General features: G+C 40.4%; 15 protein-coding genes. 2 read left to right on the top strand and 13 right to left on the bottom strand.

Going from position 1 to position 14,390, the window contains the following annotated elements:
* Together WAX86_RS07510 and ttcA are read right to left on the bottom strand one after the other, a co-directional pair.
* Complete coding sequence (locus WAX86_RS07510) at positions 1–1,722, bottom strand: trypsin-like serine protease (protein ID WP_341488554.1); 1,722 nt, start codon at positions 1,720–1,722, stop codon at positions 1–3.
* A gap of 196 nt (positions 1,723–1,918) precedes the next feature.
* Positions 1,919–2,848, bottom strand: a complete 930-nt coding sequence (ttcA, locus tag WAX86_RS07515; RefSeq protein ID WP_065172047.1) for a tRNA 2-thiocytidine(32) synthetase TtcA — start codon at positions 2,846–2,848, stop codon at positions 1,919–1,921.
* A 355-nt stretch (positions 2,849–3,203) separates the two neighbouring features.
* On the opposite strand from ttcA, the gene WAX86_RS07520 reads away from it, so the two are divergent.
* Complete coding sequence (locus tag WAX86_RS07520) at positions 3,204–3,551, top strand: hypothetical protein (protein ID WP_044175596.1); 348 nt, start codon at positions 3,204–3,206, stop codon at positions 3,549–3,551.
* An 81-nt stretch (positions 3,552–3,632) separates the two neighbouring features.
* Here the strand turns inward: WAX86_RS07520 and uspE are convergent, their stop codons facing one another.
* From uspE to ccoN, 10 genes are all read right to left on the bottom strand, one after another.
* A complete protein-coding gene (gene uspE / locus WAX86_RS07525; protein ID WP_044175599.1) occupies positions 3,633–4,574 on the bottom strand; it encodes a universal stress protein UspE in 942 nt (313 codons plus the stop codon).
* Between the two features lie 279 nt (positions 4,575–4,853).
* Positions 4,854–5,609, bottom strand: a complete 756-nt coding sequence (locus WAX86_RS07530; protein WP_036763897.1) for an FNR family transcription factor — start codon at positions 5,607–5,609, stop codon at positions 4,854–4,856.
* Between the two features lie 75 nt (positions 5,610–5,684).
* Positions 5,685–6,362, bottom strand: coding sequence for a sulfite exporter TauE/SafE family protein (locus WAX86_RS07535; protein WP_341488555.1), 678 nt, complete (start codon positions 6,360–6,362; stop codon positions 5,685–5,687).
* Positions 6,363–6,364: 2 nt separating this feature from the next.
* Entirely contained in the window at positions 6,365–6,565 is a 201-nt protein-coding gene (ccoS, locus tag WAX86_RS07540; RefSeq protein ID WP_065172045.1) for a cbb3-type cytochrome oxidase assembly protein CcoS, read from the bottom strand.
* Positions 6,566–8,986, bottom strand: a complete 2,421-nt coding sequence (locus WAX86_RS07545) for a heavy metal translocating P-type ATPase (protein WP_341488556.1) — start codon at positions 8,984–8,986, stop codon at positions 6,566–6,568.
* The gene (locus WAX86_RS07550; RefSeq protein ID WP_036763893.1) at positions 8,983–9,474 is read right to left on the bottom strand and encodes a FixH family protein; all 492 of its coding nucleotides are present in this window, start codon (positions 9,472–9,474) and stop codon (positions 8,983–8,985) included. The genes WAX86_RS07545 and WAX86_RS07550 overlap by 4 nt, the downstream gene beginning before the upstream one ends.
* A gap of 95 nt (positions 9,475–9,569) precedes the next feature.
* Positions 9,570–10,562, bottom strand: coding sequence for a cytochrome-c oxidase, cbb3-type subunit III (gene ccoP, locus WAX86_RS07555; RefSeq protein WP_341488557.1), 993 nt, complete (start codon positions 10,560–10,562; stop codon positions 9,570–9,572).
* A complete protein-coding gene (locus WAX86_RS07560; protein ID WP_065172041.1) occupies positions 10,559–10,738 on the bottom strand; it encodes a CcoQ/FixQ family Cbb3-type cytochrome c oxidase assembly chaperone in 180 nt (59 codons plus the stop codon). The genes ccoP and WAX86_RS07560 overlap by 4 nt, the downstream gene beginning before the upstream one ends.
* Positions 10,739–10,748: 10 nt before the next feature.
* Positions 10,749–11,360: a cytochrome-c oxidase, cbb3-type subunit II gene (gene ccoO, locus WAX86_RS07565; RefSeq protein WP_005299428.1), complete on the bottom strand. Its 612-nt coding sequence runs from the start codon at positions 11,358–11,360 to the stop codon at positions 10,749–10,751.
* 11 nt (positions 11,361–11,371) lie between these two features.
* On the bottom strand, positions 11,372–12,802 hold the full coding sequence (gene ccoN / locus WAX86_RS07570; RefSeq protein WP_068969343.1) for a cytochrome-c oxidase, cbb3-type subunit I: 1,431 nt from the start codon (positions 12,800–12,802) through the stop codon (positions 11,372–11,374).
* Positions 12,803–13,080: 278 nt separating this feature from the next.
* Between ccoN and WAX86_RS07575 the strand changes: the two genes are divergently transcribed.
* Positions 13,081–13,524 (top strand): hypothetical protein, encoded by a 444-nt coding sequence (locus WAX86_RS07575; RefSeq protein ID WP_065172040.1) that lies wholly within the window; start codon positions 13,081–13,083, stop codon positions 13,522–13,524.
* A gap of 138 nt (positions 13,525–13,662) precedes the next feature.
* On the opposite strand, the gene WAX86_RS07580 is transcribed toward WAX86_RS07575, so the two are convergent.
* Complete coding sequence (locus tag WAX86_RS07580; RefSeq protein WP_238087220.1) at positions 13,663–14,388, bottom strand: SDR family oxidoreductase; 726 nt, start codon at positions 14,386–14,388, stop codon at positions 13,663–13,665.
* Between the last annotated feature and the right edge of the window lie 2 nt (positions 14,389–14,390).

Consider the following 14,390-nt stretch of genomic DNA (forward strand, 5'->3'; position numbering starts at 1 on the left):
TTACTCCGTTTTTACAATATTGATATTAAGCAGTAATTGACGTTGAAAACTTCTATTATGTAGCCCTTTGGCGCTGACATTTAAAACCCCGGAATAAGCTCCTATAGGTAAATCAAGATTATCATCAGCAACGTAACTGATGCGTAACTCACCATAATTAGGGCCTTTACGCCAGCAATAAGCCGCATTATTCATGGTTGACCAACCACAACCAAGATTTCGCTCGCCCCGTAAAGCAACACGCTCTATTGCACCTGTTTCGGTATTTTGCAGTTCAATGTGAATTCGTTTGTAGATCCCGCGGCGACCACTCCAAATAGGACGAGGTACGCCAATCATCTCTTTAGCTAAATAATAAACCGTACCATAAGTCTCTTTATCCAATCGCTCACCAAGATAAGGGGTTGACTCTGTAATTTCACCGTCGGCAGGCAGTTCTTGGTCAATAACGATATTTGCTTGAATTGGAACCTCTTGTTGGAACTGACGGTTATAGAGACTAAGAGCGATAAAACTAAAGTCTCCGGTGTAAGTACCTATAGGCAAGGATGGATTATCTTTTTGATCAAATGTCAGTTTGAGTTGACCAAGATCTGGTCGTGGATAACACCAAGCACTGTTATTGACTTTTCCCCAGCCACAGTAAGTCTTACGTTGACCTTGTAACCAAACTTTATAGCTAACATTGGATTCTTGGTGAGTGAGGTTGACCGAAAATGAGGTGGTTGCTCTTGGATAACGCCAGATATAACGAGTAGGACCATCAACAATATTTGCGCCTTTAACATAGTAAGCCGAACCTCGAATATCTTTTTCAATATTGTCAGTTAGAAGTGGTTCTTTTTCAGTTAACACAAATTGCGTCTCTACTGGCTCATCAGGGATATCATCGACCGTTTTCAGTACAGGTACTACGCTCTTAAGCCAATCACCATGAGGGCCTATAGCTGCATGACCAGAGTAGCCCCAATACCAACCAAACCACCATGAAGCAATACCTACCGCAACAGGGTGTCCTTTTCGTTCTTGCCAACTTGCAGAACCGCTATCGCCAGGAGATGCAAAAGCCCAGGAATCGGTATTTTCTACTGCTCGATTGATCAAACAGTTTGAGTAGAAGCCAATAAAATTACCTTTACCGTGGCGCTTTCCAATCCAATCGAGCTGACCAAGAGATCGCGTACCAAAAACGCCAAAACCTGTAAAATTCACACCGCTGTGTAGTTCATTCCCATCGAGAGTTGTGTTGATAAAAGGTTGGGGAATCACGTTACCTGTCGAATCTAAAGGATCGACAACCTTAGGGATTTTTGCTACCGCGATATCTGAACCGCAGTTTAAGTAATCATGAAAATAGTTGGTCGCAATTCCTGATGCTATTAACGTACCATCCTGTAGTTTGAAGGAAACCGTCTGACCTGTGTATTCATTACTTGTTGACCCTGCAAGACAGTGCGCTGCTGTTAAGATATAGCTATGACTATTATCGCTGCCCAACCAAGTACCTGAACAGTAACCGTTACCAATCACAAGCCCAACTGAGTTATAGCTTTCGGTTGAAGCTAATTCATTTAAATGAGAAGTGACCGTTTGTTTTAAAGCGGGGTCTAAACTTCCCGCAATATCAGTATATTTACTGTCGGTAAGAGCAATAGCATTGACCGAGGATGAATAAAAGAGACCGATTAGAATTAAAGCGAAAGGGATACTACGCAGTTTCATGATTCTGCATCCTGTATTGTGACTTAGTTTAAACTATAGTGGATGCATTACTTTCTTGAGCGGGATTCAGTGGTAACTGTTTGTGGTAAGTTCTTATTAAATAGTAAATAACGCTCAAATCTTAATGTTGAGATGAGAAAATAAAAAAGCCACCGAATAAGTCGATGGCTTTCAAGTTATGGTAACTTTACCGCGATTACTGCACTTGAACGACGTTCAGAGTTTCACCTGGGTCGAATTCGTTTACGTCGTCTGAGCTTACAGGTGACGTTGGGATCTCTTGCTTATCAAAAGCAATATCACCACCATCAATCGTACCAGATTCTTTAGTTACTGATTTAAAATCAAATAGATTGAAGTCAGCAAGGTGTGAAGGTACCACATTTTGTAGTGCTGTAAACATGGTCTCAATACGACCTGGGTAGCGACGATCCCAATCACGTAGCATGTCTTTAATAACCTGACGTTGTAGGTTAGGTTGTGAGCCACATAGATTGCATGGAATGATCGGGAACTCTTTTAGTTCAGCAAAACGTTCGATGTCTTTTTCACGACAGTATGCTAATGGGCGAATAACCACATGCTCGCCATTATCAGATACTAGCTTTGGTGGCATACTTTTTAGTTTACCGCCATAGAACATATTTAAGAATAAGGTCTCTAACATGTCATCACGGTGGTGACCTAGAGCAATTTTAGTTGCACCAATCTCTTTGGCTGTGCGGTATAAAATACCACGGCGTAGGCGAGAACAAAGTGAACAAGTCGTTTTGCCTTCAGGGATCTTCTCTTTAACAATAGAGTAAGTATCTTCATTAACAATCTTGTATTCAACACCAAGAGTATCAAGATATTCAGGTAAGATGTGATCTGGGAAGCCTGGTTGCTTTTGGTCAAGGTTTACAGCAATCAGTTCAAATTTAACTGGCGCGCTACGCTGAAGGCTGCGAAGAATATCAAGCATCGCATAACTGTCTTTACCACCAGATAAACACACCATAATACGATCGCCATCTTCAATCATATTGAAGTCGATGATTGCATTACCTACATTACGGCGTAACTTCTTCTGCAGTTTGTTAAAGTTGTACTGTTGAGCTTTAGTTAGCTCGTTTTGATCGCTCATTATTAAACTCTTTATCTGTAAAAGGGTGCCAAGCATCCCGTTGCGGGTATATCCGCTTGTGATAAACGGCATACATGCAAAAAGTATGGCGGGTATTTTATGTATTTCAGCCAGTAATTCCAGTGTGTTTTGCAGTTAGTCGTATATTCTTATGAAAAAAACGAAATAAAAACCGCAGATAACGTTAATTTGATCTCGTTTACTGTCTATGACATGCAAATGATGCTTATCAATTGTGCTTATTTTTGCGAGCTTATGATTGATTTACTAAAGAGAAATGTTTAATCGATAAGTTAGGTGATTTTTCTATGTTAGAATTATCATCTCGCTTCATAAAATCGAATAGGGAATTGTTGTGTCACTTAAAAGCGTACTATTATCTACTTGTATCGCTCTATCCTTAATAGGGTGTAGCTCTAAACAAGCAACTCAATTGGGATTAGGTGGTGGTACAGTCGCAAAATATCCTCAATATATGTCCAATGCAGAGATCTGTGAAACTTATCTCTATGGTCGTGCAACAACGCAAACCAAAGTCGCTTTAGCTTCTGAGTGGAATAAACGAAAACTGAGCCGAAAGTATTGCGACAAAAAATACAACGAATACTACGCAACAAAATTTGCTAAGTGGGTAACTGGCATTAAAAGTGAACAGGATGCTGTCGATGCTGCAGCAACGGTATTGCCTGCTGTGATAGATTGATTTTAAGCGGGTAAAATTCAGCTTATAAAGGAACGCCGCACTAACTGCGGCGTTTTTTAATATGGCTGAGTTATATTGAACCTATTCAATATTTGGTGCTAATGGACTGATATAACCTGTTGGTTTTAATGCTAATAAGTCACAGTTTAATCGATCGATTGTGTGTTCTGCTGTATTACCAATAAATACGGCAGATAAGCCCGTACGTCCGGTTGTTCCAAGTACTACCATTTCAACACCAAGGTCTTCAGCAACACGTGGAATGATATCTTCCGGTAATCCTTCTAAAACATGAGTTTGGGCTTCATCAATTCCGTATTTCTGGCGTAGTGCTTTCATTGATGTTAGGTGATGACCACGAACCGCATCTGTGTATGACGCAGGATCAAACTCTGGTAGTTCAATGGTAATGTTAACTGGTGTTGATGGGTAAGCGTTAACTAAATTGACTTCTGCTTCAAGCACATGGGCAAAACGATTTGCTTCATCAATAATATTATCATTGAGTTCTTCATGGGTTTCATTATCAGCAGCAAGATTTACACAAGCGAGCACTTTTCCATTTGGTTGCCATTCCTGATCTTTTACTAGAAGAACAGGGCAAGGACATTTACGAAGAAGATGCCAATCAGTTGGAGTGAAAATTACAGAGCCAAGTGTATCGTGATTGTGGGTTGCTTTAATTAACAGCTCAATGTCTTGACTAAAGACTTCTGCAATCACAGCTTCGTATGGGCGATTATGCCAAACAACAGAAATTGTGATCTCATAAGAGTCACTTTTATATGGCTCAATGATCTCTTTTAGCCACTCTTCTCGTTGCATGACAACACCACGACGCATAGCAATACGCTCATCGGCAGATAACATTGAGGTCATCTCATAAGAGAAGTCATAAATGGCAAGAAATAGGGTAATCTTTGCATTTTCAGAATGCTTAGCAAGATAAGCGGCGCGAACAAGCGCTGGTTGGTAGTCCTGATTAGGATCGGCTACCACAAGAATATTTTTGTACTTTTTCATAATGCCCCCTTAAACAATCCATAGTTCTGGTAACACTAATACAGATTGTAAGTTGCCTTGTGTAATCTGCAGGCGCTTCACTACATTAAATATAGTCGAGTTTTTGAGTGTCGCGACCTAAATATGATGTTAGAAATCAAGTTATTAACATTATTCCTTTATCATCACTTTACTCTAACACTGAGCATAAAGGGAGTATTTCTATCCATTAGATACAAAAAAAGTGATATAACGCAAAGGTCATATCACTTCTTTTTGCAAAATAACAGGGTATCTAAGTTAGATGTTGTTGTTTTTGCTTACACCAGCTAGTCGCGCCATTTCTTCATGATCTAAGATGGTAATGTATTTACCTTTAACGCTGAGCATACCTGATTTCTGGAAACGACCTAATAGACGGCTGATGGTTTCAACCGTTAAACCTAGGTAGTTACCAATATCACCACGAGTCATAGTTAGACGAAATTCACGAGGTGAAAAACCACGCTGAGAGAATCGTAGTGATAAATTATATAAAAATGCAGCTAAACGTTCTTCTGCATTCTTTTTCGAAAGCAGAAGGATCATCTCTTGGTCGCCTTTAATTTCGCTACTCATTAAGCGCATAATTTGCTGACGCAGCTTTGGCATTTTGCCAGACAGATCATCTAAAATTTCAAAAGGAATTTCACACACCATAGAAGTCTCTAAAGATTGAGCAAAACTAGGGTGTTGCATTTCATTGATAGCATCAAAGCCAACCAGATCTCCGGCCAAGTGGAAAGCGGTAATCTGTTCATCACCTTGTTCTGTGATGGTGTAACTTTTGATAGTACCAGAACGAATAGCATAAAGTGATTTCAGTTCGTCACCAGCTTTAAACAGCTCTTGACCCTTCTGAATAGGCTTTTTGCGTTCGATGATCTGATCCAATTGATCTAACTCAGACTCATTCAGTGTGAATGGAATACACAACTGACTGATACTACAATCCTGACAGTGGATCGCACATCCGCCTGACTGAATTCTCTTGGGTGTAAGTTTGTCTGAAATCATAAGCCTGTCTAACCAATTTGATGTAGGTCAATATTTTAACACATTATGAATCATTATGACGAGTATTAAAAATCCTTACATCAATTGTTTGATTGCAATGTAACCAGTTTGTATACCGTAAAACAACAAAAGTAGGGCACTTGCGTGTTTAATGTAGCGATTTTTTAAAATGGATTTTACGGTATCAGCCATGAAACCAACCAGAAGTAATGCAGGTAATGTTCCTAAACCAAAGGCTAGCATTATACTCGAACCGTTTAAGGCACTTCCCGAAACGGCCGCCCATGTGAGTGCAGAATAAACCAGTCCACATGGAAGCCATCCCCATAAAAATCCTAAAGGTAATGCATAAATAGGTGATTTTAAGGGTAGTAAACGACCTGCTATTGGTGCGATATAACGCCAAATTTTTTGTCCTTGTTTTTCCAAGAAAGTAAGACCAAACCACCAACCGCCTATATAACATGCGAGTAAAATCATCATCATACTGGCACATAGCCGTAAAGTGATGAGCATACTATTACTGCTACCAAAGCTTGTTACGCCTGTTACTAATGCTCCAATAACACCACCTAATAAACAGTAAGAGGCTATGCGGCCAAAATTGTATGATAGTAGATAAAGATAGCGGCGTTGATGGTCGGTTTTATCGATACTAAGAGTGATGGCAGCCCCCATACCGCCACACATACCAATGCAGTGGCTAGAGCCTAACAATCCAATCATAAAGGCAGCAATAAAATCTAATTCCACTATTAACAGTCCTTGTTTTTGTTATCCCGATGGCACGCTTTTTTATTGTTAGAAGTTGTTTCATCGTCTTCTTCAAACAGAATATTCGACCCTTGGCGTTCTAAATCATCGTATTGATCGCTTTTTACCGCCCAGAGAAATATCGCCACAGCAATAATGACAAAGATGATGGCTATCGGTATTAATATGTAAAGACTTGCCATTTATTTTAATAACCTTAAAGAATTTGATACAACGATAAGCGAACTCGCAGACATTCCTATAACTGCTATATAAGGTGCAACATAACCACAAACAGCCAGTGGAAGTATGATCAGATTATAACCTAATGCCCAAGCAAGATTTTGTTTGATAATGTTCTGTGTTTTTTGCGCTAATGCTCGCGCATCAAGAAGCCGTTGTAAATTATCGCCCAATAGCACCATATCAGCTGATGATTTAGCAATATCGGTTCCTCCTCCCATAGCTAAAGAGAGATGAGCCCCAGCAAGCACCGGCGCGTCGTTCACTCCATCGCCAACCATCAAACTAATGTCTGATTTTGGTAAGGACTTTAAATAGTTTAATTTCCCTTGCGGAGTTTGATTGGAGATCAATTCATCAATATTTAGAGTTTGTGCCACAGACTGAGCGTTGTCTGAATGATCACCTGTTAACATTGTGACTTTTATACCATGGTTATGAAAATGCTCTATCAACTCAAAACTTGAAGGGCGAATAGGATCAGATAAAGAAAAAGCAGCAATAGGTACACCATTTACAGATAGCCAAACTGGGTAGTGTTGGATATTGGTAAAACATTGCGCCGATCTAGTGGAGTTATAATGATTATTAAGCTCAGTTATATAAGCATATTTGCCAATACGCCAAATATCGTTGCCAAGATGTCCTTGTAATCCAAAGCCAACATGATTTTCTACTGAATCAAATTGAATCTTTTGTTGGTTATCTTCTTGCTGAAAAGCTTTAGCGATTGGATGGGATGAGTAAAACTCTAGACCCGTGGCATAAGCTTGTATTTGCTCCATTGAATAGCGTTCAGTAAAGAGGTGGGTCTCAGTGATCTGAATATTACCCTCAGTTAGGGTACCTGTTTTATCGATAATCAAACGATTGACGTTACAAAGGGTTTCTAAGACATGTTCACGACGCAATAAAATGCCAAGGCGACTTAAAGCAGAGGTTGAACATGTTAATGCTGTTGGTGTTGCCAGAGATAAGGCGCAAGGACAAGTTGCAACCAGAACGGCTAAGGTGATCCAAAGCGCATCATTAGGTTGATTAAAATGCCAGTAAAGCCAAGTAAAAGCAGCGATGGTTAAGATCGCGGCAACAAAGTAACGGGCGACAACATCTGCAACGATAGCTATCTGTGGTTTCGACTGCTGTGCTTCATCTTGTAGTCGAACAATTTGCGAGATTAATGACTCATTTTTTTCGTTCTCAACTTTAACTTTTAGAATGCCTTCACCATTGATGGTGCCTGCAAAAACAGCAGCACCTAGCTCTTTGGTTATTGGCTTTGACTCGCCAGTTAACATTGATTCATTGACAGTACTTTTACCAGAAACAATGTTGCCATCAGTTGGAATTCTTTCTCCTGCCAGTACAGTGACAACGTCACCTTTTTTAAGCTTTTTCGCGGCAACTTGTTCTCCCGACGCTAACCGAGCCATAGCTGGTATTAATTTTAATAGATTGGCACTGGCAGCTGCGGCTTGTCTTCTCGCTCGCATTTCAAGAAAACGGCCCAAGAGAAGAAAAAAGGTAAACATGGCAATGGATTCGAAAAAGACTTCTCCCGTTTCCATCACAGTAGCGTATAAACTGGCAAAATAAGCAAATAATAGGGCAATGGAAACGGGCACATCCATACCTAGTTTACGAGCTTTTAGGTTTCGCCAAGCATTGAGGTAAAAAGGTAGAGCAGAATAAAGTAAAACGGGAGTCGAAAAGATCAAACTGACCCAGCGAAAATACTGTTTAAACTCAGGTGATAGGTCGCCAAATACTTCAAAATAAAGTGCAAATGCCAACATCATAACTTGCATGGTCGCAATCCCTGCAATCCCCAGGCGATACAGATATTGTTTCATTGCACGATGATATTGCTGTTCGTGTGCATCCGCTTCAAATGGTGCCGCTTTGTAACCCAGTTGATGAATTGGGGTTAGAATTTCACTGAGCTTGATTTGATTCTCATCCCAACACAATAATGCTCTATGAGTTGTTGTATTTACTTTAACTGATTTGACGCCGGGAAGTTTGTGGACTTGTCGTTCGATTAGCCAAGCACAAGCAGCACATGAGACGCCTTCGATCGACAATAAGGCTTCTTTGAATTCGTCTTTCTGATGAACAAAGTCTTGTTGAATATCATGGTTATCATAAAGCGTGAGGGCTTGTAATTCTTCAGGTACAAGTTCAGCTTTATCGGCAGGCTCCGTTCGGAACTCATAATAAGAAGAGAGGCCACTTTGTACTATGGTGGTTGCAACAGCCTCACAACCGGGACAGCACATCGCCCTAGAGGAACCTAAGATATCGACTTGAAAGTGTGAATGTGGCGGAATATCTTCTCCACAATGGTAGCAGTGTGTATCATCATAATTAAATGTCGTCATTCCTTAACCTTTCCGTACAACCAAATCGGATCTGATATTGGCATGTTTACTCGTCCTTGTAACATCCAATCATCATTAAAGGGCTCTATCTCAATAAACCATGGACCATCAATCGATTGAGGTATTTGCATCACATATTTGCCACTTAAATTGGGGCTTAACATCTGCTGAAAATCTTTATCAGCCAGCGTACGATGAGAGAATGTAACGCGCAAGGTTGGGTATTGGGTTAATTGACCTTTATCGAGTTGAATTTGAACGTCATTATGATTTAGAGACAGTTCTGCTTTAACATTGAGTGCTTGGGCTTGATGTAAACGCGTTAAATCAAGGTTAATGGCTTTCCCTTTTTTGTAGTAATCTTCAGCCACTAAGTCGACACTGTTTTGAGAGAATATATATACGGCAGTTAAGCTAGAAATGATCGATATTGCGGGAATGGCAAACACGAACCAAGGCCAAAACTGCTTATACCAAGGCTTTGTCATAATTATTCCTTTTTACCAAACTAAGATCAGTCGGTGACTTTGATTGGTGTTGTTTGCGGGCCGGGGATGACCCGCAAATGCTTTCTTCCTATGATTTATTTATTACTATCGTCATCATCGTTATTGGTTAAGCTCCAAACATAAGATGAGATTAACTGTACTTTATCTTCACCAAGAATATCTCCCCATGCAGGCATCACACCTTGACGACCATAAGCAATAGTATCTTGTACCGCTTGTCGAGAGCCGCCATAAAGCCAAATATTATCAGTAAGATCAGGAGCACCAAAAGCAGGGTTACCTTTACCATCGGTACCATGACACGCGGCACAGACAACAAAGCGTTGCTTACCGGCAGCGGCTTCTTTTGCATTCACTTTACGTCCAGATAAACTTAATACATAGCTGGTCACTTCTTGTAACCCCTCAACACCTAAGCTATCACTCCAAGCGGGCATTACACCTTGTCGGCCTTGCATTATGGTTGTCTTAATAGCTTGAGCCTCTCCACCATATAGCCAAGCATGATCTGCAAGGTTAGGAAATCCGGCTTGTCCTCTTGCGTCAGAGCCATGGCATTGAGCACAATTTTGTAAGAAGAGTCGCTGGCCAACTTTAAGCGCATCTTGATTTTGAGCGATTTGACTGATAGGTAAGAGTTGCTGACCATCAGGGCTATAAGCTAATGTTTTAAATGTTTCACCAAAAAAAGAGTCGGCTTGAGTTAATTCTCTCACATATTGGTTAATCGCCTTATTTTGTTTTGCTAACTCCATGGATTGCTTTGAGTCAGACACGGATGTGACCGTTTGATCTGAACTTTGCCAACCCAAGAGTCCTTTGAAATTACCCAAACCAGGGTAGAGAGCAAGGTAGAGTAAACCAAATAAGATTGTGGCAATAAACATGTAAAGCCACCATTTAGGCAAAGGGTTGTTGAGCTCACGAATACCATCGTACTCGTGTCCCATATCGTCACCTTCTTCAACGCCCATCTTATCTTTAGCGCACCAATATAAAATAGCAGCTACACCTGCGATGGTTCCAAGCGTGATGATGGTTATCCATAAACTCCAAAATGTGGTCATGACTTTCTCCTGTCATTTTCACCCGCTGAAACCTCTGATTCTTCATCCATGAATACAAGATTTGCAGCTTCTTCAAAACGTTGTTTTTGTCTTTTACTGTAAGCCCAGATAACAATGGCAATAAAAGAGACAAAGAGAAATACGGTCCAAATGCTGTGAACAATACCAATATCCATTTGACCTCCTTTATTTCATTGCATGACCAAGAGATTGAAGATAAGCAATTAATGCATCCATTTCGGTTTTACCTTTTACTGCTTCTGGCGCATTTTGAATATCTTGGTCAGTATATGGCACGCCAAACTGGTCTTTGAAAATAGTCAGTTTTTTTGCGGTTAACTGTCCATCAAGTTGGTTTTCCGCGAGCCATGGAAAGGCGGGCATATTTGATTCAGGTACGACAGCTCTTGGATCCATCAAATGAACATAATGCCATTCATCAGAATATCGACCGCCAACACGAGCTAAATCAGGTCCTGTACGTTTTGAACCCCATAAAAAAGGGTGTTCCCAGACACTTTCTCCAGCTACTGAGTAATGGCCATAGCGCTCTGTTTCTGAGCGGAATGGTCGAATCATTTGACTGTGACAAACATTACAACCTTCACGGATATAGACATCTCGTCCTTCCATTTGTAGCGCGGTGTATGGCTGTAAATCTTGAACAGGTTCTGTGGTTTGTTTTTGGTACATCAATGGGGTAATTTCCACCAGAGCACCAAAACTAATGCCGACGATAATCAGTATTGCTAGCAAGCCGACATTTTTTTCTACAATTTCATGACGATTTTTAGCCATGGTGTATCTCCTTATGCCGGTTGCTCTTCAATTGCTTTTAGACTTGCTTTAGGTGCATAGATTGTTTTGTAAGCGTTATAGGCCATTAAGAACATGCCGCTTAAAAAAATTGCACCGCCAACAAAGCGAATAAAATAGAAAGGATAGGAGGCTTGTAATGATTCAACAAAGCTATAAGTTAAGGTGCCATCTGTATTTACAGCACGCCACATTAGGCCTTGCATCACGCCGGATATCCACATCGCTACGATATATAAAACAGTTCCTACCGTTGCTAACCAAAAATGTACGTTGATCAACTTAATCGAATACATTCGTTCTTGACCAAAGAGCTTAGGTAATAAATGGTATACGGCACCAATGGATATCATGGCAACCCAGCCTAAAGCACCTGAGTGAACATGTCCTATTGTCCAATCGGTATAGTGGGACAGGGCGTTTACTGTCTTAATTGACATCATAGGACCTTCGAATGTCGACATGCCATAAAACGACAATGACACAACTAAAAAGCGAAGGATCGGATCGGTTCTAAGCTTATGCCATGCTCCTGATAACGTCATAATTCCGTTGATCATACCGCCCCATGATGGTGCGAATAGAATCAGAGACATCACCATGCCAAGAGATTGAGTCCAATCAGGCAGCGCGGTGTAATGCAAGTGGTGGGGACCCGCCCAAATATAAAGAGAGATAAGCGCCCAAAAGTGAACAATAGAAAGACGATAAGAATAGATCGGACGACCCGCTTGCTTAGGTACAAAATAGTACATCATGCCTAGAAATCCTGCGGTTAACAGAAAACCAACGGCATTATGTCCATACCACCATTGAACCATTGCATCGACAGCCCCGGCATAAATGGAATAGGACTTTGTCATAGAAACTGGAATGGCTAAACTGTTGACAATATGGAGTACCGCAACCGTTAAAATAAATGCGCCGAAGAACCAGTTCGCAACATAAATGTGAGTGGTATTTCGTTTTGCTATCGTTCCGAAAAAGACGACGGCATAGGTTACCCATACAATAGCAATCGCGATATCGATCGGCCATTCTAGTTCTGCGTATTCCTTACCTGATGTCCATCCCATAGGAAGAGAAATCGCAGCGGCAACGATGATTGCTTGCCACCCCCAAAAGGTAAATGCGGCTAGCTTGCCACCAAATAGATTGGTCTGACAGGTTCTTTGAACAACATAATATGAGGTGGCAAAAAGGGCACACGTACCAAAAGCAAAGATAACGGCATTGGTATGTAATGGGCGAAGACGGCTATAGGTTAGCCAAGGTGTATCAAAGTTTAGAGCAGGCCATACTAACTGCGCAGCAATTAAAACGCCAACACCCATACCCACAATTCCCCAAAGAATCGTGGCGATAGTAAATTGGCGCACCACTGTATAGTTGTAATTCTGCTCAAGCTGTTTTATTTGGCTCATGTTGCATACTTCCACTATTAAATTTTCTACACATATGTCCTTGTGTGTACAACAAGTTAACGTAAAATATCACCTTTACATCAAGCGAATAATTTACAAAAAATACACAATTATGCTTTTTGGAAATATTGCTATTTGTTTGTAATAGTGACATTTTCCTGGTAAATGATACGATAATTAACAATTTATTGACAGAACTCAGTTCAACTATTGTTTACTTTTAAGCAACATTTATATGAAAACTTTGAAGCATGTAACATGGGAAGAGAGTTAAAATAATGGCAGCAGAGAAATTAACAAAAGGGCGTTTAATTCAGATTTTAGTTTTAATGACGGTACTGATCGCAGCATTTACATGGCGTACTGTAAGTTATGAAACTCATGAACAGAAAAGCGAATTAGCCAAAGAGTGTGATTTAACCGTAGAGCCGTGCTTATTTGATAAAGATGCTTCAGGTGTTTTAGTTACGCTGTCACAAAAGCAACCCAAAGCAGAAGCGCCACTGACCGTTGTCATTGATAATATGTCAGCAAAACCTACTGCCATTGTTGAAGGTGTTTCAATGAATATGGGCATTATCCCTGTTATTTTCGAGCAAAAAGAGGACAAATGGGTAGGGAGTTTTACTGTTCCTGCCTGTAAGCACGAGACTATGGTTTGGGCGATTAAGATAACTGAAGGTAGTTCTAATATAACAGCTAACTTTACCGTGAAAAAATAATATCTTAGTTGCTAATATCGCTACAAAAAAAGGCTTGAGAATACTATTTTCTTCAAGCCTTTTTTATATTTGATTTTAGTGGCGAACACTCTAGATTGTGCTTCGAGAAATACAGAGGGACAAAATAGAAGAAATGAGTTATTCGCTATAGATCATCTTTTTCGTCATACCACCATCAATAGTGAAGTTTTGACCTGTAATGAATCCTGATTCTTCACTTAACAAAAAACTCACCATTGCTGCAATATCATCGACCACGCCAACTCGACCGACGGGGTGTTGCTGATGATCAATCTCTCTTAATTCAGAATGACTGGCATTAATCCAACCTGGAGAAATACAGTTTACGCGAATATCAGGCCCTAGACTCATTGCCATAGAGTGTGTTAGTGCAACAATAGCGCCTTTTGTCGCACTGTAAGCTTCGGTATTGGGTTCTGATTGGGATGCACGGGTCGAACTTAAATGGATAATAGATCCGTGTGATTGTTTGAGTAATGGTAAGCATTGCTGGCTAATATATAGCGGTGCAGTTAAGTTCACATTTAACACACGTTGCCAGTCAGCCATAGCTAATTCACTAAGTGGGGCATTGTATGGATCAGAAATGGCAGCATTATTGACTAAGCCATCTAAACGACCAAAATTTTTTTCAATATCGGTTATAACGGTTTGAATATCAGATTCTGAAGTCACATCCGCTTGACGAAAACGGATTCTAGGCTCTTGCGATACAAGCTCAAACCCTGCATCTTCATTAATATCGAGAGCAATGACCGTCGCGTTTTTTTTCGCTAAGTAATGACAAATTCCACGGCCAATACCGCTAGCGCCTCCTGTTACTAAATAAACTTTTCCTGTCATTA

Source organism: Photobacterium damselae subsp. damselae, from assembly GCF_038086725.1.
In the GTDB taxonomy this organism is placed as follows: Bacteria; Pseudomonadota; Gammaproteobacteria; order Enterobacterales; family Vibrionaceae; genus Photobacterium; species Photobacterium damselae.